Source organism: Streptomyces sp. Ag109_O5-10, from assembly GCF_900105755.1.
Taxonomy (GTDB): domain Bacteria; phylum Actinomycetota; class Actinomycetes; order Streptomycetales; family Streptomycetaceae; genus Streptomyces.
Genome location: NZ_FNTQ01000001.1, coordinates 8,380,845 through 8,400,157 on the forward strand (window position 1 = coordinate 8,380,845; position 19,313 = coordinate 8,400,157).

Sequence of the window (19,313 nt, forward strand, 5' to 3'; positions counted from 1 at the left end):
GGCGGTCGTGTCCGGCGTATCCGCGGCCGCCGGCGTCGCGTCAGCGTATGTCCTCGAACGCCGCGGCCTCGACGATCTTCTTCACGGTGGCCAGATAGCGGGCGGCGTCCGCGCCGTCCACCAGCCGGTGGTCGTAGGAGAGCGAGAGGTGGACCAGGTCGCGGACACCGATGAGCTCGTCGTCGCCGTCCTGTACGACCGCGGGCCGTCTGACCGCGGCTCCCACGCCCAGGATGGCCGCCTGGTGCGGCGGGACGATGAGGGTGTCGAAGAGGGCGCCGCGTGTTCCGGTGTCGGAGACCGTGAAGGTGGCTCCGGCCACGTCCGCAGGCGTGAGCCGGCCGGCCAAGGCGTGGTCGGTGAGGTCGTGGACGGCACGGGCGACGCCGCTGACGGTCAGATCGCCCGCGCCCCGCACCACCGGAGTCACCGGCCCCTGGTCGGTGTCGACCGTGATGCCGACGTTCTCGGTGTCGTAGTACGTGATGGTCGCGCCGCCCGTGTCGATCCTGGCGTTGATGACGGGATGTGCCTTGAGCGCCTGGGCGGCGGCCAGGACGAAGAACGGCAACGGTGTCAGGGCGAATCCCTCGCGGGCCGGGTAGCCGTCCGCTGTCCGCCGCCACAGCCGTAGCAGGCCGGTGGCGTCGGCCTCGACGGTGGAGGTCAGCTGCGCCTGCTCCAGCAGCGCCTGCTTGAGACTGTCGCCGACGGCCTTGCGCAGCCGGGGGACGGCGGCGGTGTGCCCGCGCAAGGCGGCCGTCGGCAGAGCCGCTGCTGGTGTGGGGCGCGGAGCCGGAGTGGCCGCGGGTGCCGGTGCCGGCATCGGGGCGGGTGCGGCTTGCGGTGCCGGGTCGGCGGCGGGCGCGGGGTGCGGCATCGGCGCCGTGGCGGGCGGCTGCGCGACCGGCGCCGACGAGGAGGCGGGCTGCGGTGCGGTCACCGGCGCGGCCGGGGCGGCGGTGACCGCGGTCGCCGCCGACGGTTCGGCGTCGGGCCGGCCGATGACGGCGAGCTCGGCGCCCACCTCGACCGTCTCGTCCTCGCCGACGACGATGGTCAGCAAGACTCCCGTGGCGGGAGCGGGGATCTCGGTGTCCACCTTGTCGGTGGAAACCTCCAGCAGCGGTTCGTCCTCCTGGACGTGCTCGCCGGGCTGCTTCAGCCAGCGGGTCACGGTGCCCTCGGTGACGGACTCGCCGAGCGCGGGAAGGGTCACGGAAACAGTCATGACGGCGTATGGCTCCTTCAGGTGTCCAGGCCGTAGTGCTTGCGGGCGCGGCCGACGGTGTCGGGGTCCACTTGTCCGGCCCGTGCCAGCCGGTCCAGGGCCGTCACGGTGATCGATTCGGCGTCCACGCGGAAGTAGCGCCGTGCGTCCTCCCGGGTGTCGGACAGGCCGAATCCGTCCGTCCCCAGTGAGTAGTAGTCCTGCTCGATCCACTGGCCGATCTGGTCGGGGACCTGGCGCATCCAGTCGCTGACGGCCAGGACCGGCCCCGGCGCACCGGCGAGCGCCTCCGTTACGAAGGGCACACGTGTCTCGCCGCGCGTGCGGGCGGTGTCGGCGTCCATCGCGTCCCGGCGCAGCTCCGTCCAGGACGTCACCGACCAGACATCGGCGCGCACGTTCCAGTCGGCGGCGAGCAGTTCCTGCGCACGCAGTGCCCAGTGGACGGCGGTGCCGGAGGCCAGGAGCTGCAGCCGAGGGCCGGACACGGCGCGGTCGCCGGGTCGGAACGGGTACAGGCCGCGGACGATGCCCTCCTCGATGCCGGGCCACGCAGGAATGGGCGGCTGGGGCTTCGGCTCGTTGTAGACCGTGAGGTAGTAGAAGACGTTCTCGGGCCGCTCCCCGAACATCCGGCGCAGGCCGTCGCGGACGATGACCGCGATCTCGAAGGCGAAGGCCGGGTCGTAGCCGACGGCCGCCGGGTTGGTGGCGGCCAGGAGGTGCGAGTGGCCGTCGCCGTGCTGGAGACCTTCGCCGGTCATGGTGGTGCGTCCGGCGGTGCCGCCGACGACGAACCCGCGGCCCATCTGGTCGGCGAGGGCCCAGAACTGGTCGCCGGTGCGCTGGAAGCCGAACATGGCGTAGAAGATGTAGAAAGGGATCATCGGCTCGCCGTGGGTGGCGTACGAGGTCGCGGCGGCGGTGAACTCGGCCATGGAACCGGCTTCGGTGATGCCCTCGATGAGGAGCTGCCCGGTCTCGCTCTCCCTGTAGTGCAGCAGCTGGTCGGCGTCGACGGGGTCGTAGGTCTGGCCCTGCGGCGAGTAGATGCCGGCCGTGGGGAACATCGATTCCATGCCGAAGGTACGGGCCTCGTCAGGGATGATCGGCACCCAGCGGGCGCCGGTGCGGCCGTCCCGCATCAGGTCCTTCACCAGGCGGACCAAGGCCATGGTGGTGGCGACCTCCTGGTGGCCGAAGCCCTTGAGCAGCGCCTCGAACGGCTGTGCGGCGGGCTCCGGCAGCGGCTTGGCGATCACCCGGCGCGCGGGGGCGGGACCGCCCAGCGCGGCGCGCCGCTCGCGCAGGTACCGCACCTCAGGCGAGTTCTCCCCCGGATGCCAGAAGGGGACGAGGTCACCGGCGAGGGCGCTGTCGGGGATGGGCAGATCCAGCACGTCGCGCAGCTCGCGGAACTGCGCCATGGTCAGCTTCTTCATCTGGTGGTTGGCGTTGCGGGACTCGAACGCCGACCCGAGGGTGTGCCCCTTGACCGTCTGGGCGAGGATCACTGTCGGTGCCCCCCGGTGTTCGACGGCGGCCCGGTAGGCGGCGTACACCTTCAACGGCTCGTGACCACCGCGGGAATTCTCGAAGAGCTCCACCACCTGGGCGTCGCTCAGGGTGGCGGAGAGTGCGGACAGGGCGTCTCCGACGAAGAAGTTCTTGCGGATGTAGGCGGCGTCCCGCGCGGCGAAGGTCTGCATCTGGGCGTCGGGCTCCTCGCCCAGGCGGCGCACGAGGTCGCCGGTCGTGTCCTGGGCCAGCAGCGGGTCCCAGGCCTCGCCCCACAGGGTCTTGACCACGTTCCAGCCCGCCCCGCGGAACCGGGCCTCCAGCTCCTGCACGATCTTGGAGTTGGACCGTACGGGCCCGTCGAGGCGTTGCAGGTTGCAGTTGATCACGAAGGTGAGGTTGTCCAGGCCCTCACGGGAGGCCAGCGTCAGGGCGGCCGTGGCCTCCGGCTCGTCCGTCTCCCCGTCGCCGAGGAACGCCCACACGCGGGAGGCGGAGGTGTCCTTGATGCCGCGGGCCCGCAGATAGCGGTTGAAGCGTGCCTGGTAGACGGCGCCCAGAGGGCCGAGGCCCATGGACACGGTCGGGAACTCCCACAGCCACGGCAGGCGCCTGGGGTGCGGGTAGGACGGGAGACCGTGACCGCCGGCCTCGCGCCGGAAGCCGTCCAGCTGCTGCTCGCTCAGGCGGCCTTCGAGGAACACCCGGGCGTAGATGCCCGGCGAGGCGTGCCCCTGGAGGAACAACTGGTCGCCCGAGCCGTCCTGTTCCTTGCCGCGGAAGAAGTGGTTGAAGCCGATCTCGTACAGCCAGGCCGCCGAGGCGTAGGTGGAGATGTGTCCGCCCAGGCCGAGCCGGGAGCCGCGGGTGACCATGGCCGCGGCGTTCCACCGGTTCAGGGCGGTGATCCTGGTTTCCATGGCGATGTCGCCGTCGAACGCCGGCTGCGCGGCCGCCGGGACTGTGTTGACGTAGTCCGTGGTGAGCAGCCCCGGTACGGACAGGCCGGCGCGGGCCGCGTACTCGTGCACGCGCCGAATCAGGTACACCGCCCGATCGGGTCCGGCGTTGCGTATGACGGCGTCGAGGGAGGCCTGCCACTCGGCGGTCTCCTCGCGGTCACGGTCGGGAAGCTGGTCGAGCTCACTGCTCGACGGGGACGCGGTGGGCCGGGACGGGTCACTCATGGGCGGCCTTCCTCAAGGCGTGGGGGGAGAGACGGGTGGGGGCGGTGGATGCCGCGGGCCGTCGGACGGTGCGGCGCGGGTGGATCAGCGGTCTTTGGGTCACTGGGCCGACGTGTGACGGCCCGGATGGGCGTCCGGTCCGGGCAGCAGGGGCCGCTCCCCGATCAGGGCACTGAAGAACGGCGTCCGTGCCTCGCCGATCACGGGAGTCACGTGGTCCTGGGCGGCGAGCACGTCGGCGGCCGCGACCGGCCGCGGCAGCGGGGCTGCAGGCACCCGCGCCCACAGGGCCACGTAGTGCTCGAAGCCGGCCTCCCCGGCGGCCGTCAGGGAGGCCGCGGGTGGTGTCGCCGAAGAACGCCGTGCTCACGTCCTGCTGTCGTGAGGGCGCGTCGGTGACGTCCACCAGGATCTGCGGGCAGCGCAGTGCTCGGCGCAGAGCGTGTGGGTCACCGACGTCGACGCCCAGGGCGCGGGAGAGGGGCACCACCGGCGCCCCGTGGCCCCGCAGACGGGTGACCGGTCCCGAGCCGATCCGTCCCGTGGAGCCTGCAACGACGACTTTCATGCGGTCTCCCTTGCCGGGGGCGGGACGGTCGGGCGTGACGGCCAGGACGTGCTGAGAGGGCGCGACGAGGGCGGGTACGCCCGCGCGCCCTGCCTTGTTGACCGGACGAATGGTGTTGTTGTGACAAGCTGCCCGTTACCCGAACCCGGATCGTCCCGACGGCGGGTGTCCCGCGACCACGACCGCGGGGAGGACGCGGGTGCCTCGGGACACCGCAGGGGTGGACCTACTCCACGAAGTAGGAGTCGTGCCGGTCGAAGAACGCGGAGCGCTCCTCCTCCGAGGCGTGTGCCAGCTGCGACACCTGCTCGAAGTACTCCTCGCGCGGCGCACCCGGTGTGAACAGCAGGAGCATGTCCGCCGGTGCGTCGGAGTCGTTGCGGAAGGCGTGCAGCCCGCCTTGCGGCACGTGCAGGAAGTCGCCCTTGCGGGCGTCCACCCAGCGCACACCGTCGAAGATGCGCACGGTGCCGTCCAGGATGTAGAACGACTCCGAGATCCGCTTGTGGAAGTGGGTCTTGGGGCCGCCGGCCCGCGGACTCATCTCGACGCGGTACAACCCGAACTCGCCGCGGGTGGTCGCGGTGGTGGCCAGATAGTGGGTGGCGTCCTTGCCCGGCCCGCTCTCGCCGAGGTCGGGCGGCGTGTCGGCAGGCCGGAACACGGCGCTGACCTCGCCGTTGTCTCCGAAGTACTTCTGTTCCGGGTAGGGGTACGACATGGCGGTTTCCTTTCCTGAGGCAGTCGGGCGGCCGCGTGCCCGCCCGCACTCGTTGTGACCGGTGAGCACGGTCCGATGTGACGTCGGCCCGGCGTGGGCCGCGGTGCCGCGCGGTCGCGTGTCAGCGGGTGAGGCAGTCGTGGCGGGGGTGTCCCCGTCGCAGGGCCCGTACGTCCCGTACCGCCGCGGCGAATGCCTCGGGGCGTTCCTGCGGCAGGTTGTGGCCCGTGTCCGCGACCTGGAGGTGCAGGCGGGGGCCGGTGAAGTGGTGAGCGGTCGATGACCCGTCGGTCGCCGGGAAGTTGCCGTCGGCGGTGCCGTCCAGGGTGACCGTGGGGACGGTGATCGGAGGAAGGCCGGCGAGGCGGGCTTCCAGTTCGGCGTACGCGTCCGCGCCCGGTGCCAGGCCGAGCCGGTGCCGGTAGGAGTGGATGACGACGTCGACGTAGTCCGGATTGGTGAAGGCCTCGGCGGCCCGCTCCAGTTCGGCCTCGCCGAAGGCCCACACGGGGGAGTTGCGTTTCCAGATGACCCGGGCGACGCCCCGTGGATCGGCTGCCAGTCCGGTGCGGCCGCGCTCGGTGAGGAAGTAGTAGAAGTACCAGAAACCCGCCTCCAGTTCGGGGGAGATGGGGTTCATGGCGGCGCCGATGTCCTGGATCAGGTAGCCGTTGACGCAGACCAGGCCGAGGACCCGTTCGGGCCACAGCGCCGCGGCGACCGTGGCCGCGCGACCGCCCCAGTCGTAGCCGGCGAGGTAGGCCCGCTCGATGCCGAGGGCGTCCAGGAGCGCGATGACGTCGGCCCCCAGGGCCGCCTGCTGGCCGGAACGGGGAAGGGAGTCGGACAGGAATCTGGTGGGGCCGTGCCCCCGCAGATGGGGGACGATGACGCGGAATCCGCCTTCGGCCAGCAGGGGGGACACGTCCACGTAACTGTGGATGTCATAGGGGAAACCGTGCAGCAGGACGACGGTGTCACCGTCGGGGGAGCCCGTCTCGTAATAGGCGACTTCGAGCACGTCGGTCGTGACGTGTCGCAGGGGGGCGAGCAGGGGCAGGGCTGACATGCGAATCCTCCGGCGAAGGAGCGGTGGGGGAGGGGAGCCGCGATTCCGGTCGGGCGCGGCTGGGGACCGGCTCACGTGGCCGGGTGCGTTACCGGGCCCGGCCGCCGCCGGGTCCGACCCTCGGTGACAGTGTGCACAGTGTGCATGAGAAGGTTGTCCTGTTAGTGTCATGAGTGTTGGCGTCATAATGAGTACGCGTGTGCACGGCGTGATCTCCTCTCCATGGGGGACCGTCTCCCCGCACAGACCGGCCTTCGCCACCTGCTGTGACAGCGAAGCAAGCCCTGCTCAGCGCTGTGTGCGTCGGCGCCGGACGAACCCCGCGACCGTGACGGCCCGAGGATGGGCGTCCCGGGTGCACACACTCTCCGCGTCCGGTCCGAACGAGCGCGGAACCTCCGACCGACCTAGGTGATGACCATGGAAACCGAAAGTGTTCTGCATCCGAGCTTCCTGGTGCCCGTCGGGCACGTGGAGCCGGTGCCCCGCCGGATCAGGGGCGTGATCGGCGGTCGCACCGTCTTCGACACGCGGCGCGCCCTGTACGTCTGGGAGTGGCAGGCCTATCCGCAGTTCAGCATCCCGGTGCGGGACCTCGTCGACGGCGTTCTCGACGACGAAGGGGTCGCCGAGGAGCACGGTGCGGGCACCGCGCACCGGCACACTCTGTCCGTTGGCGGGGACTCGCGCCCCGGTGCCGCCTGGGTGTGGGGGAAGGACGCCCCGGCGCCGCTCCAGGGCACGGTGCGCTTCGAGTGGCCGGCCATCGACTACTGGTTCGAGGAGGACGAACCCGTCTTCGTCCACCCCAGGAGCCCGTACTCGCGTGTGGACGCCGTGCGTTCCTCCAGCAGCGTCCGCGTGGAGCTGGAGGGTGTGGTCCTGGCGGAGGCGCCGGCGTGCGTCAAACTCTTCGAGACCGGCCTGCCGACGCGCTACTACCTCGACCGCGCGCACGTCGACTGGACCCGACTGCGGCGGACCGACACGGTGACCCGCTGCCCGTACAAGGGAACGACGAGCGGCTACTGGTCGTTCGACGGCGCCACCGCCGCCCACGAGGACATCGCCTGGGCGTACGACTTCCCGACCATCCACGCCAACCGCATCGCGGGCCTGACGGCCTTCTACAACGAGCATGTCGACCTCTTCGTGGACGGCGAGCCGCTGCCGAAGCCCGGCGCACTCCGTTCCTAACCCCCGCTCCGGTGTCCGGTCCCGGGCCGCGCTCGACTGCCCGGGACCTTCTGGTGTCACACGTCTGCTGCGGGCCCGGTCTCGTGGTGTGAAAAGTCCTCCTTAATCGCCAGAGAAGGAACACACCATGAGCGACATCGTTCTCGAGCCCGCCGCGCAGGATTTCGCCGACGCGACCGCCAAGCCGCCGCTGCTGTACGAGCTCGGGGTCGAGGGCGCGCGCAACCTGCTCGACGACGTGCAGGCCCAGCCCATCGAGAAGCCCGACGTGGACGAGAAGTGGATCACCGTCCCGGCGGAGGTCGGCGACGTGCGGGTGCGCATCCTCAAGCCCGTCGGCAGCTCTGGCCCCCTGCCCGTCATCCTCTACGTGCACGGCGGCGGCTGGATCCTCGGCAACGCCGGCACGCACGACCGGCTCGTGCGCGAGCTGACCGTCGGGGTGAACGCCGCCTTGGTCTTCGTCGAGTACGACCGCTCCCCGGAGGCCAAGTACCCGGTCGCCGTCGAGCAGGCCTACGCGACCGCCCGGTGGATCACCACCGAGGGCGCCGGCGAAGGCCTCGACGCCTCCCGCCTGGCCGTCGCCGGTGACTCGGTCGGCGGCAACATGACCGCCGCGCTGACCCATATGGCCAAGCAGCGGGGGGACGTGGCCTTCGTGCACCAGTCGCTGTACTACCCCGTCACCGACGCGGCCCAGGACACCGAGAGCTACCGGACCTTCGCGCACGGCCCGCATCTGACGGCCAAGGCCATGGAATGGTTCTGGGACGCCTACACCACCGACCCCGCCGAGCGCGCGCAGATCACCGCCTCGCCGTTGCGGGCGACGCTGACCGACCTCCGGGACCTGCCGCCGGCGCATGTCGTCGTCGACGAGAACGACGTGCTGCGCGACGAGGGCGAGGCCTACGCCCGCAAGCTCATCCAGGCCGGTGTGCCGACGACCACCGTCCGCTACAACGCCTCCCTGCACGACTTCATGATGCTGAACACGGTCCGCGGCACCCAGGCGTCGACCGCCGCGATCGAGCAGGCCGTCCACGCGCTGCGCAAGGCTCTCGGAACCGACTGACACCGCGGACCCGACCACATTCCCCGGCACCTCGAAAGGCCATTCTCCATGAGTGCGCACAAGCCCACCATCGTCCTCGTACACGGCGCGTTCGCGGACGCCTCCAGCTGGAACGGCGTCGTCGACAAGCTGCTCGCACACGACTATCCGGTGATCGCCGTCGCCAATCCGCTGCGCGGACTGACCACCGACGCCGACTACGTCCGGCAGATCGTGACATCCGTCGAGGGCCCCGTCGTCCTCGTCGGCCACTCCTACGGCGGTTCCGTGATCAGCAACGCGGCCAAGGGACTGCCCGAGGTCAAGGCGCTCGTCTTCGTCGCGGCGTTCCTGCCGGAGGAGGGCGAGAGCGCCGTCACCCTGTCGGGCAAGTTCCCCGGCAGCACCCTCGGCGACACGCTCCGGCCCGTGCCGGTGACGCTGCCCGACGGCAGGCAGGTCATGGACCTGTACATCAAACAGGCCAAGTTCCACGCTCAGTTCGCCGCTGACGTCCCCGAGGAGACCACGGCCGTCATGGCCGCGACACAGCGGCCGGTGGCCGATGCCGCGCTGGCGGAGGGCGCGTCCGCGCCCGCGTGGCGGGACATCCGCTCCTGGGTGCTGGTGGCGGACGAGGACCGGAACATCCCCCCGCAGGTGCAGACCTACATGGCCGAGCGGGCCGGGGCTTCCGTCGTGAAGGTCTCCGCCTCCCACGCGGTCAGCGTCTCGCGCCCCGGTGACGTGGCCCGTCTGATCAACGAGGCGGCGCAGGCGACCGCCTGAGCGCCGGAGGCACGCGCCTGACGGACGCGGGGTGCGGGGTCCGGCCGTGAAGCCGGACCCCGCAGCCCGCGTTCTTGTGTGAGCCCCCTGCGTCACGGCAGCGGTGCGGGCTCCGCGAGCAGGGTGGGCACCGTGATGATCGTGACGTCCTTGGTCAGCAGCCGATGGACAGGACAGCGTCCTGCGGCCGCCAGGAGCTGGTCCCGCTGATCGGGTGTCAACTCCCCGACGAGCCCGATGTTCTTGACCACCTGCCCCTGTGCGTCGAAGCGGACCGCGACGTCCACCCGGTCCAGCGGCCACTCGTGGCGCTGCGCGTAGGCCCGCACCGCCATGGACGTGCACGCTCCGAGCGCGGCCAGGAGGAGTTCGCCCGGGGTGGGGCCGGTGTCGCTGCCGACGGGCTCCGGCTCGTCGGCTGTCAGGCGGTGTGTACCGATCGCCACGGAGCGCGCGAGCTGCTTTCCTTCGGCCACGGTAACGATGCGCGAGTTCATGCTTGCCTCTCAGCCGAGGTACGGGCAGAGGCACGACCTGTGCCTCCCGAAGCTCAGACCGTGCGGGGCGCCCGACTGTGACGGCCGGCCTGCCCGTACTCGGCTGCAAGCTGAGGGTGCGGGGCGGCGGTTGCCGCCCCGCGGGTGATCAGGGGTGATCAGCGGGACTGGTCGGTGGGGCGTACGAGGATCTCGTTGACCGCGACGTGGTCGGGCTGTGTGACGGCGTAGACCACCGCGGCCGCGATGTCTTCCGGCTGAAGGGTCCGCATCGACTCGGCCATGGTCTTGACCGCGGCACGCCTGGTGGGGTCCGTGATGTGGTCGGCCAACTCGGTCGACACGAAGCCAGGCTCCACGACGACGACGCGGACCCCCTGCTCGGTCACCTCCTGGCGCAGCGCCTCGGCGAAGGCGTTGACGCCGAACTTGGTGGCGGAGTAGACCGCGGCGCCGGCCGAGGAGATACGGCCCGAGGTGGAGGAGATCTGGACCACCGCGCCGCGGGAGCGCAGCAGGTGGGGCAGCGCGGCGTGCACCGTGTACATGGAGCCCAGCAGGTTGGTCTCCACCATGCGGGTCCATTCCGCGGGATCGGCGCCAAGGACGGGGCCGGTGAGCATGATGCCGGCGTTGTTCACGACGATGTCGAGGGTGCCGAAGCGTTCGACGGTCCGGTCGACGGCCTTGCGCACCGACTCGGGGTCGCTGACATCCATGTCCAGGACGAGGATCTCCCCGGGCGCCTCCTGCGCCAGTGCTTCGAGCCGGTCGGTCCGGCGGCCGCCGACGGCCACGGTGGCCCCCGCCTTCGACAGCGCCAGTGCGGTCGCCCTGCCGATGCCGGACGAGGCGCCGGTGACAAGGACGACCTTGGGGTCGAGAACGGAACTCATGTCAACTCCGAAAGGGGTAGTGGGGTGAGACGGGCAGGCGGTGTCGTGTGCGAGGACAGGACACGGCGGCCCGAGAAGATGACCGAGGGGTCATGTTGTGCCAGAGTAACACTGAAAATGACCTGCGGGTCATGTTCAGTGTTAATGTTGTGACACTCAGAGGGAGGCGTCATGGCCGGGAGAACAGCGGCAGCGCAGGCCAGGGCCGACAGCGTGCGCAATCGACGGCTGCTCCTGCGAGCGGCCACCGAGGCCTTCGCCGAATGCGGGGTGGATGTGTCGATGCACACGATCGCCCAGCGGGCCGGCGTCGCCAAGGGCACAGTGTTCCGGCACTTCCCGACGAAGGACGACCTTCTCGCGGCGATCATGATGCAGCTGCTCGACCGGCTGCTCGAGACGGCGGACCGGCTCCTGCGCGCCGATGACGCCGGCCGTGCGCTGAAGGACTTCATGGCACACGGAATCGGCCTGCTCGCCGCCGACCGCGCGTTCTGCGACGTCATCGGTCGGCCCTCGCTGCAGCACGCGAACGTACGCGCAGCCATCGACCGGCTCTGCGACACGGTCGAGGACCTCACCGCCCGGGCCAGAGAACAAGAAGCCGTCCGCGGTGACATCACCGGAACCGACATCGTGCTGCTCCTCGGCGGCATCCACCAGACCGCCCAGCCGCTGCTGGACCGCGAACCGCGGGCGTGGGAACGCTTCCTGGAGATCGCGTTCGACGGACTGCGGGCCCGTGACCGCGCGGCCCTGCCGCATCCGCCCCCCGCCCAGCTGCGGATGGCGGACCCGGCGGGCCTCTCTGCACCGACGATGACGTGACACTAAGTGGCACACCATCGGCGTGTTGTGAAATCATGCCGCAGCTTCTGTCCTGATCAGGCCGGTCGACCAGCCGGTCCGGACGGGGGCGGGTAACGTCTGAGTCATGCCGTCGCGGCGGCTGCGGCTCCGGATTCTCGTCGGCGTGGGGGTCGCTCCATGGATCATGTCGTTGGCGCGGTACCGCTCGCCGAGTCGCTTGACGAGCGGCGGTACCTGCTGGACGTCGCCTGCCGCGCGCTCGGCAGCCGCGTCGCGGCCGAACGCGTCGTCGACGAGGCCTACCGGCGGTGGTACCGCCTTACCGATCCGGAGCGGGTCCGGATGCCGTCCCCCCGCGTCTGGCTCACCCAGGTCGTGGACGAGGCGTGTCTGATGCGACCGCCTGGTGGGGAGCAACGGGAGATTCACGCCCTGAGGGCGTTGTGCGACGAGGACGTGGAACCGGTCGAGCGGGCCCTCTTGAGTGTGGGTGCGCGGCGTGCGCGGCCGGTGTCGGCGCGTCGCGAGGATGAGATCACTGTGGCCGTGCGGCAGGCGTGCAGCGATCAGGACGGCCCCCGACTGCGGTCGCTGCTGGCCCCCGATGCGACGGCCTTCTTCGACAGCGGCGGCAAGATCCGGGCGCTGACCCGGCCCGTCCGCGGGGGCGAGCAGGTCGCCCGCAGCCTGTTGGTCCTGCTGGCTGAACAGCGGCGTGTGACGCTGTGCACCGGATCGGTCAACGGGCGCACCGGCCTCGTCGCCCGGTGCGACGACCAGGTCGCCGCGGTGCTGACCCTCGACATCGCGGACTCGCTGGTCGTTCAGGTCTGGGCAGTTCTCAACCCCGACAAGCTGCGTAGCTGGAACCGTTCCCTTCCCGGGTGAGCTCACGCGCCACGGCGTCCACGGGACGCGAGGGCAGGGGCGCGCCGTGGGCGCGGGATCCGAGGAAGGCGGCGATCTTGTCGGCGGTGAACACCCACAGAACCCGGTGGATCCCCCGCCGTGTGGCAGCGACGGTCATGAAGGTGGCGGGCCGGCCGTCCCGGTACAGCAGAACCCCGGCGCGCCCGTTGGCCTGCACGGGGGCGATCTCGACCGTCGGCCAGAAGCGTGACGAGGCGGTCGACAGGTTCGCCACCCGGGCACGACCGACCACGGGTACGCGGGCCGCGCCGCGCAGCCCGTTGCCGTCGGACAGACTGACCGCGTCGGGCGTCAGGAGCGCTTCCAGCGAGGCAACGTCCCCTTCCTGGGCGGCCGCGACGAAAGCATCGAGCAGCCTGCGGTGTTCCTGGACGTCGACACTGTCCCGCTCGTCGTCCGTGAGGTGCTTGCGCGCCCTGCTCACGATCTTCCTGGCGTTGACCGGGGTGAGGCGAAGTATCTCCGCGATCTCCGAGTAGCCGTACTCGAATGCCTCCCTCAGCACGTAGGCGGCCCGTTCGACGGGCGTGAGCTTCTGCAGGACGAGGAGCAGGGCGAGTTCCAGGGCCTCGGCGCGTTCAGCGCCGGCCACCGGGTCAATGCTGGTGTCGATGGGCTCGGGCAGCCAGGGCCCGATGTAGGTCTCGCGGCGCACGCGGGCGGACTGCGCCACGTTGATGGCCAGCCTCGTCGTCGTGGTCGACAGGAACGCCGCAGGGCTGGCCACCGCCGAACGGTCGGTCCGCTGCCAGCGCAGCCACGCCTCCTGCACGACGTCCTCGGCTTCCGTCGCGCTGCCCAGGACGCGGTAGGCGATACCGAAGAGCCGTGGCCGCAGTTCCACGAAGGTGGTGACGGCCTCGGCTAGGTTCCTGTCCGCGGGAGGTGCCTCTGGATACATGTCCCTCTGACTCCGTTCCTCCGGGGCCCGGGTTGTCGGAATGCGGCCACGAGGCGCTCACAGACCCGGCGATCGTTCCACCTCGACGACCGAGGGACCAAGGACGCTGTGACAGTGCTTTTGGGAGCACTTTTCAGCGGCGTGGATGCGGAATCGGCCGTACGCGCCGGCTGATCTACGGCGCCGTACAAAAAATGGGCCTGTCGTGCCACGGGTCGTGGCACGACAGGCCCAGGAAGACGCGCCTACCGCTGCTGGGCGAGCCAGTCGACGAAACGGGTCTCGCCGATGCGGGCGTCCGGGCCGGGAAGCAGCGTGGTCTCCTGCAACTCGGCACCGAAGTACGGGGCGTGCGCGTCGGCGACGACCGTACGCGCATCGTTCTTGGCGGCAAGGCCCTTGCGGATCAGCTCGTCCAGCCGGAAGGTGTCGGGACCGGCCACCTCGACCACACCGTTGACCGGCGTGCCCACGGCGGTGCGACCCACAGCGGCGGCGACGTCGTCCGAATAGACGGGCTGGATCTTCACCGGGGCCAGCTTGACGGTGTCACCCTCGGTCGCCGACTCGGCGATGCCCTTCATGAACTCGAAGAACTGCGTGGCATGCACGATCGACCACGGGATCCCGGAGGCCTTGATCAGTTCCTCCTGCGCCTGCTTGGCACGGAAGTAGCCGCTCTCCTGGAGCCGTTCCGTACCCACCACCGACAGGGCGACGTGGTGGGTGACACCGGCGTTCGCCTCCGCTTTGAGGAGGTTGGCGGTGGAGGTACGGAAGAACTCCATGACGGCGTCGTCCGCGAAGGAGGGCGAGTTGGAGACGTCGATCACGACGGCCGCGCCCTCCAGCACCTCGGCCAGGCCCTCGCCCGTCAGCGTGTCGACGCCGGTGTTCGGGGCGGCCGCCACCGCCTCGTGGCCGTGTTCGTTGAGCTTGCTGACGACCTTCGAACCGATCAGTCCGGTGCCGCCGATCACTACGACCTTCATGGGGACGTTCCTTTCACTCATTCTCATCTGCCACCTGCACGAGATATGACCGGGAATTGATCGGCGCTGTGACACCTTTCTCGAAAAGCCGGAAATCCTCTCCCGGGCAGGGTGATTCCTATTCGACGAGCTTTCCGTCCGCCGAGACGTCCTCCATCAGGGCCGCGATCTCGTCGGGGACGGGGCCGATGGGCTCGCGGGTGATGCCGTCGGTCGGGGACCAGACGAGGTTCACCTGCAGCGCGGGATCCATGTCGGGGTAATCGCTGCGGTTGTGGCATCCGCGCGTCTCGCGCCGCTCCAGCGCCGCTTCCAGTGTGGCCCTCGCCGCCAGTGCCGAGGACTTGAGGTCGAAGGCGTGGGCGAGGTCCTGGAAACCCGCGATGTCCGGATGGACGCCGACGTTCTCCATGCGCTTCTCGATGGCGTCCAGCTCCGCCAGCCCGGTGCGCAACCCCTCCTCGTCGCGGACCACGCCCGCGTGCTCGGTCATGGTGTTGCGGACCGCGCGCTGCAGGGCACGCACGTTCTCAGGTCCGTCCGCGGCGAGCAGGTCGTCGACCTCCGCACGCGCCTGGGCCACCGCGGCGGCCGAGCGCGGCTGCGCGGTCAGGGACTCCGAGTAGGCGGCGGCCGCCTGTCCGGTGATGCGGCCGTACACCAGCAGCTCGATGAGGCTGTTGCCGCCGAGCCGGTTGGCGCCGTGCAGTCCGCTCGAGGCCTCACCGATGGCGTACAGGCCCCGCACGTCCGTGCTGTGGTCCTCGGGGCGCACCCACACCCCGCCCATCGAGTAGTGCGCGGTGGGCGCGACCTCGATGGGATCCCGGGTGATGTCCAGCATCTGCAAGTCCAGCAGTGTCTGGTAGACGCGGGGAAGCCGGTTCATGATGGTCTGCCGGGGCAGGTGGGAGACGTCGAGCCACACCCCGCCGTTGGGCGTGCCGCGGCCCTCCTTGATCTCGGTGTAGGAGGCGAGGGCGACCCGGTCGCGTGTGGACAGCTCCATGCGTACGGGGTCGTAGCGGTTCATGTACCGCTCGCCGAGCGCGTTGCGCAGGATGCCGCCCTCGCCGCGGGCTGCCTCGCTCACCAGGGTCCCGGCCGCGTTCTCCGGCTCGATGATGCCGGAGGGGTGGAACTGGACGAGTTCCGGGTCGCGCAGCCGGGCTCCGGCCTCCGCGGCCAGCCGGAAGGAGTCGCCGGTGTTCTCGTCGCGCCGTGAGGAGGTGCGCCGCCAGATCCGGGTGTGGCCGCCGGCCGCGAGGATGACGGCGTCCGCGTGCACGAGGTAGCGCCTGCCGTCGGCAAGGCCGAAGCCGTAGGCGCCGAAGACGGCGCCGTCGTCGACCAGGAGACGGGTGATGTAGACGTTGTCGAGCACCGGTATGTCCAGCTGGTTCGCGCGCCGGATGAGCGTGCGCTGGATCTCCAGGCCCGTGTAGTCGCCCGCGAAGGCGGTGCGGCGGAACTTGTGGGCGCCGAAGAAGCGCTGGGAGATCCGGCCGTCCTCCTCCCGGGCGAAGGCCATGCCGTAGCGCTCCAGGTCGTCGATGCCGAGGGCGGCTCCCCGGGTGACGATCTCGGCGGTGCGGGGGTCGCCGAGGAGGTAGCTCTCCTTGAGGGTGTCGGCGGCGTGCTGCTGCCAGGTGTCCTCGGGGTCCATCGTGGCCAGGGCCGCATTGATCCCGCCGGCGGCGAGAGAGGTGTGGGTGTCCTCCTTGGGGCGCTTGCCGACGGCGAGGACATCGACGCCGGCCTCGGCCAGCTCGATGGCCGCGCGCAGGCCCGCTCCGCCGGTGCCGATCACCAGCACGGTGGTGGAAAGACGTTGTTCGGTGGCAACCACGATTGCTCCCATCGCTCGGGGTGGTCACCTGCTACGACCAGGTGGAGGGACGGTTTGTGACACCGCCGCCCTGGCCCGGGCCCGCCTGTCGGTGTCACACCCCGGCGGCCGGGCCGGTCAGACCGCACACCGGCCGGGCGCACGAAGGCCGTGCGGTCCGCAACCGCCGGCCGGCGAAGGGGAGGTGGGGACGATGACCTATGTCATCGCTGAGCCGTGCGTCGACGTCAAGGACCGGGCGTGTGTGATCGAGTGCCCGGTCGACTGCATCTACGAGGGCGAGCGCACGCTGTACATCAATCCCTTGGAGTGCGTCGACTGCCATGCCTGCGAGCCGGTCTGCCCGGTCGAGGCCGTCTTCCACGAGGACGACCTGCCGGCACAGTGGGCGCAGTACGGGTCCGTGAACGCCGAGTACTTCCGCGACGCGCCGGGGGAGAGCACCGGACGGGTCGCGCGGGCCGACCATCCGGTGGTCGCGGCCCTGCCTCCGCAGCACGCGGTCAAGAACGGCCTGTCCGGATTCGCCGCCCGCAAGGAGGGGACCGTCGACGCCGACCTGTGGTTCCCGTGGTGAAGCGCCCGGGCCCCGTGCGGCGGGCCGGCGGGTCAGGCACCCGGGGACGGCGTGCAGGGGTGCGGGTCAGGCCCCCAGGGACAGGACGTAGGGGTTCAGCTTGACCGGGTTCATCACCCACATGATGCGCTCGATGCCGGCCTCGGACGCGTCCACGCACAACAGGGCCACCGGGGCCTTGTCCCGTGCGACGAGCACGGCGGGCCGGCCGTTTGCCTCGACGAACCGGGTCTCGGCGTCCGGCCAGAACCGCGGGGCGAAGGCAGCCAGGTATCGCGAGACGTGATCGCGGCCGATGACGGGGATCCTGGACGCGCCGCGGATGCCGCCGCCGTCCGCATAGCTGACGACGTCCGAGGTCAGCAGGTCCTCCAGGGTGGCGAGATCTCCCGTGCGCGCGGCGGAGAGGAAGCCTTCGAGCAGACGCCGGTGGGCCGCGGGGCTGACGCGCTCCTTGCGCTCGGCGCCCAGGTGCTTGCGCGCCCGGCTGACCAGCTGCCGAGCGTTCGCGTCGTTGGTCTCCAGGATGTCGGCGACCCGCTGGTAGGGGTAGTCGAACGCCTCCCGCAGCACGTAGGCGGCGCGTTCGACCGGGTTGAGCTTCTCCATCAGCAGCAGCACCGCCAGCTCGACCGCCTCGGCGCGTTCCGCCCCCAGGTGCGGGTCCTGGGTGGTGTCGACCGGCTCGGGGAGCCAAGGCCCGACGTAGGACTCCCGGCGTACCCGCGCGGACTGGGCCAGGTTGATCGCGAGCCGCGTGGTGACCGTGGTCAGGAAGGCGGCTGGTTCGTGGATCTGCGCGCGGTCGGTGTTCTGCCATCGCAGCCAGGCGTCCTGGACGACGTCCTCGGCTTCGACGGCACTGCCGAGGATGCGGTACGCGATGCCGAACAACCGGGGTCTGGCCGAGAGGAAGTCGTCGAGACCGCGGTCGAACGTGTCGGGGTGGGCGCCGGCGCGCATGGGTCGTCCCTTCTGGCTTTGCGCCCTACATGCTACGCGCGAGGGGGGAGGCTACGCGCTGCGGGCCGCATCTGCTCACGCTATCTCTTTCGCGATCCCCGATCACACGGTGGCAATCGTCGCGCCCGATCCGCCAGGTTTGCCCTCCCGGACCACTGCCGGCCCCGTGCTTCGGAAGACCGCGATCGACAGGTGAAAGGACGGTGCGAGGGGCCGGTTGTCACACATGTGCCCGGTCCCCGGTCACCAGTGACGAACGATGTTCACGCCTACGGAAGGTGCGACACAGTGTCGGACAACATGACAGCACACGACCACTCCGCCCACGGGCACCACGGGCACGGCGACCAGGAGGGGAACGCCGGCTGGATGACGGCGGCGAAGGTGCTCCAGGACGCCGCACCGATCGCCGTCCCGGAGGGGGCGTCGGCGATGACCATTCTCGTCGAGTGGGAGCCGGGCGACCCGGGCACGCCCCCGCACCGGCACTCCGGCCCCGCCTTCGGCTACGTCGTCGAGGGCGCGGTCCGTTTCGAGCTCGAGGGCGAGCCCGAGCGCGTGGTGGAGGCGGGCGGCACCTTCTGGGAGCCCGGCGGAGACGCCATCCACTACCAGGACGGCAACGCGCTTTCCGACGCGCGGACCCGGTTCGTGGTGACCATGATGTGTGCTCCGGGCAAGCCCATGCTGGAACTGGTCGACGAGAAGGAACTGGCGGAGCGCGCCCACCTGCGGGCACCGCGCCCCACCGCCTGACCGGGCACGGAGCCGGAATGGGCACGCCCGTCGTCCTGGTGCACTGCCTGCTGACGCTGCTGTTCGTGGCGGTGCTCCTGCATGGGCTGGCGCGGGGCGTCGGGTCCCCCGGGACCGGGTTCGGTGTCCGAGTGGACCGGCTGCTGGCCGTCGCCATGGCCGTGTCCATGGCGGCGATGCCCTGGATCGACGTCCGCGCGGGGCCCGCTGCCGTCGCCGGCGGTGTCTTCACCGCGGGCGCGGTGTGGTTTCTCCTGCCTGTCGGCCGTCGGGAGGCCGCGAGGAGGGCGGCGATGACCCACCGGCTGCCGCACGCGGCCGGTATGGCCGCGATGGCCTGGATGCTGCGCGTACCGCACACCGGGACCGGACCGGCGCACGCACACCTGGGGTCGGCTGCGCACCTCACCGGGCCCGGCGCTCCGGGCGCTGGTGTCCCCCTCGGCGGCTCCGTGATCACGCTGACGCTGGCGTCGTGTCTGCTGGCGTTTGCGCTGTGGTCGCTGACCCGTCCCATGCCCTCGCTGCGCTCGGCCGTGAGCGCGGCGCGCCGTGCCGCGGCGGCGACGCCGTCACGGCACGTGGGTGAAGGGGCGATGGCGCTCGGCACGGCCGTGATGCTGGTCCTGCCCCACTGAGCGCGGGGAAGAACAACGGGCACGGGCCCGGCACGGTGAAGGCGCGGTGGCCCGCGGGCATGCGCTGAGTGACCGCGGACCACCACGCCGGACGGTCGGAGCGACGGTCGTCGCCCTGCCGAGGGGCGGGCGCCGCTCACCGCGGGCCCGCGCCGAGGAGGCGAGCG

General features: G+C 70.8%; 19 protein-coding genes. 8 read left to right on the forward strand and 11 right to left on the reverse strand.

The window, feature by feature from the left end; translation table 11 throughout:
• Positions 1–40 precede the first annotated feature (40 nt).
• The 5 genes from BLW82_RS38190 to BLW82_RS38210 all read right to left on the reverse strand — a co-directional run bounded on the left by BLW82_RS38190 (position 41) and on the right by BLW82_RS38210 (position 6,294).
• Complete coding sequence (locus BLW82_RS38190) at positions 41–1,231, reverse strand: 2-oxo acid dehydrogenase subunit E2 (protein WP_093506374.1); 1,191 nt, start codon at positions 1,229–1,231, stop codon at positions 41–43.
• Positions 1,232–1,248: 17 nt separating this feature from the next.
• Complete coding sequence (gene aceE, locus BLW82_RS38195; RefSeq protein ID WP_093506376.1) at positions 1,249–3,936, reverse strand: pyruvate dehydrogenase (acetyl-transferring), homodimeric type; 2,688 nt, start codon at positions 3,934–3,936, stop codon at positions 1,249–1,251.
• Positions 3,937–4,035: 99 nt separating this feature from the next.
• Positions 4,036–4,212, reverse strand: coding sequence for a hypothetical protein (locus BLW82_RS45870; RefSeq protein WP_256216094.1), 177 nt, complete (start codon positions 4,210–4,212; stop codon positions 4,036–4,038).
• A 518-nt stretch (positions 4,213–4,730) separates the two neighbouring features.
• Positions 4,731–5,225, reverse strand: a complete 495-nt coding sequence (locus tag BLW82_RS38205) for a cupin domain-containing protein (RefSeq protein ID WP_093506379.1) — start codon at positions 5,223–5,225, stop codon at positions 4,731–4,733.
• Positions 5,226–5,346: 121 nt separating this feature from the next.
• Positions 5,347–6,294, reverse strand: a complete 948-nt coding sequence (locus BLW82_RS38210; RefSeq protein WP_093506381.1) for an alpha/beta fold hydrolase — start codon at positions 6,292–6,294, stop codon at positions 5,347–5,349.
• Between the two features lie 420 nt (positions 6,295–6,714).
• Here BLW82_RS38210 and BLW82_RS38215 point away from each other — a divergent pair, with 420 nt between their 5' ends.
• The 3 genes from BLW82_RS38215 (at position 6,715) to BLW82_RS38225 (ending at position 9,337) form a co-directional block, all read left to right on the forward strand.
• Complete coding sequence (locus BLW82_RS38215) at positions 6,715–7,491, forward strand: DUF427 domain-containing protein (RefSeq protein ID WP_093508491.1); 777 nt, start codon at positions 6,715–6,717, stop codon at positions 7,489–7,491.
• A gap of 127 nt (positions 7,492–7,618) precedes the next feature.
• Complete coding sequence (locus BLW82_RS38220) at positions 7,619–8,569, forward strand: alpha/beta hydrolase (RefSeq protein ID WP_093506382.1); 951 nt, start codon at positions 7,619–7,621, stop codon at positions 8,567–8,569.
• Between the two features lie 48 nt (positions 8,570–8,617).
• Entirely contained in the window at positions 8,618–9,337 is a 720-nt protein-coding gene (locus tag BLW82_RS38225) for an alpha/beta fold hydrolase (RefSeq protein WP_093506384.1), read from the forward strand.
• 92 nt (positions 9,338–9,429) lie between these two features.
• Here the strand turns inward: BLW82_RS38225 and BLW82_RS38230 are convergent, their stop codons facing one another.
• Together BLW82_RS38230 and BLW82_RS38235 are read right to left on the reverse strand one after the other, a co-directional pair.
• Entirely contained in the window at positions 9,430–9,834 is a 405-nt protein-coding gene (locus tag BLW82_RS38230) for an OsmC family protein (RefSeq protein ID WP_093506386.1), read from the reverse strand.
• Positions 9,835–9,992: 158 nt separating this feature from the next.
• The gene (locus BLW82_RS38235; RefSeq protein ID WP_093506387.1) at positions 9,993–10,730 is read right to left on the reverse strand and encodes an SDR family NAD(P)-dependent oxidoreductase; all 738 of its coding nucleotides are present in this window, start codon (positions 10,728–10,730) and stop codon (positions 9,993–9,995) included.
• Between the two features lie 171 nt (positions 10,731–10,901).
• Between BLW82_RS38235 and BLW82_RS38240 the strand changes: the two genes are divergently transcribed.
• Both BLW82_RS38240 and BLW82_RS38245 read left to right on the forward strand, forming a co-directional pair.
• Positions 10,902–11,558, forward strand: coding sequence for a TetR/AcrR family transcriptional regulator (locus BLW82_RS38240; protein ID WP_093506389.1), 657 nt, complete (start codon positions 10,902–10,904; stop codon positions 11,556–11,558).
• Positions 11,559–11,717: 159 nt separating this feature from the next.
• Complete coding sequence (locus tag BLW82_RS38245; RefSeq protein WP_093506391.1) at positions 11,718–12,428, forward strand: sigma-70 family RNA polymerase sigma factor family protein; 711 nt, start codon at positions 11,718–11,720, stop codon at positions 12,426–12,428.
• Here the strand turns inward: BLW82_RS38245 and BLW82_RS38250 are convergent.
• The 3 genes from BLW82_RS38250 to BLW82_RS38260 all read right to left on the reverse strand — a co-directional run bounded on the left by BLW82_RS38250 (position 12,382) and on the right by BLW82_RS38260 (position 16,212).
• Positions 12,382–13,371 (reverse strand): sigma-70 family RNA polymerase sigma factor, encoded by a 990-nt coding sequence (locus tag BLW82_RS38250; protein WP_093506393.1) that lies wholly within the window; start codon positions 13,369–13,371, stop codon positions 12,382–12,384. The genes BLW82_RS38245 and BLW82_RS38250 overlap by 47 nt on opposite strands.
• A 245-nt stretch (positions 13,372–13,616) precedes the next feature.
• Positions 13,617–14,363 carry an SDR family oxidoreductase gene (locus tag BLW82_RS38255; RefSeq protein WP_093506395.1) on the reverse strand — a complete coding sequence of 249 codons (747 nt, stop codon included), beginning with the start codon at positions 14,361–14,363 and terminating at the stop codon, positions 13,617–13,619.
• Positions 14,364–14,481: 118 nt separating this feature from the next.
• A complete protein-coding gene (locus BLW82_RS38260) occupies positions 14,482–16,212 on the reverse strand; it encodes an L-aspartate oxidase (RefSeq protein WP_093506397.1) in 1,731 nt (576 codons plus the stop codon).
• A gap of 193 nt (positions 16,213–16,405) precedes the next feature.
• Here BLW82_RS38260 and fdxA point away from each other — a divergent pair, with 193 nt between their 5' ends.
• The gene (gene fdxA / locus BLW82_RS38265) at positions 16,406–16,789 is read left to right on the forward strand and encodes a ferredoxin (RefSeq protein ID WP_093506399.1); all 384 of its coding nucleotides are present in this window, start codon (positions 16,406–16,408) and stop codon (positions 16,787–16,789) included.
• Positions 16,790–16,855: 66 nt separating this feature from the next.
• On the opposite strand, the gene BLW82_RS38270 is transcribed toward fdxA, so the two are convergent.
• A complete protein-coding gene (locus tag BLW82_RS38270) occupies positions 16,856–17,752 on the reverse strand; it encodes an RNA polymerase sigma-70 factor (RefSeq protein WP_093506401.1) in 897 nt (298 codons plus the stop codon).
• Positions 17,753–18,052: 300 nt separating this feature from the next.
• On the opposite strand from BLW82_RS38270, the gene BLW82_RS38275 reads away from it, so the two are divergent.
• Together BLW82_RS38275 and BLW82_RS38280 are read left to right on the forward strand one after the other, a co-directional pair.
• Positions 18,053–18,508 carry a cupin domain-containing protein gene (locus tag BLW82_RS38275; protein ID WP_093508492.1) on the forward strand — a complete coding sequence of 152 codons (456 nt, stop codon included), beginning with the start codon at positions 18,053–18,055 and terminating at the stop codon, positions 18,506–18,508.
• A 17-nt stretch (positions 18,509–18,525) separates the two neighbouring features.
• Complete coding sequence (locus BLW82_RS38280) at positions 18,526–19,146, forward strand: DUF5134 domain-containing protein (RefSeq protein WP_093506403.1); 621 nt, start codon at positions 18,526–18,528, stop codon at positions 19,144–19,146.
• Positions 19,147–19,313: the final 167 nt, after the last annotated feature.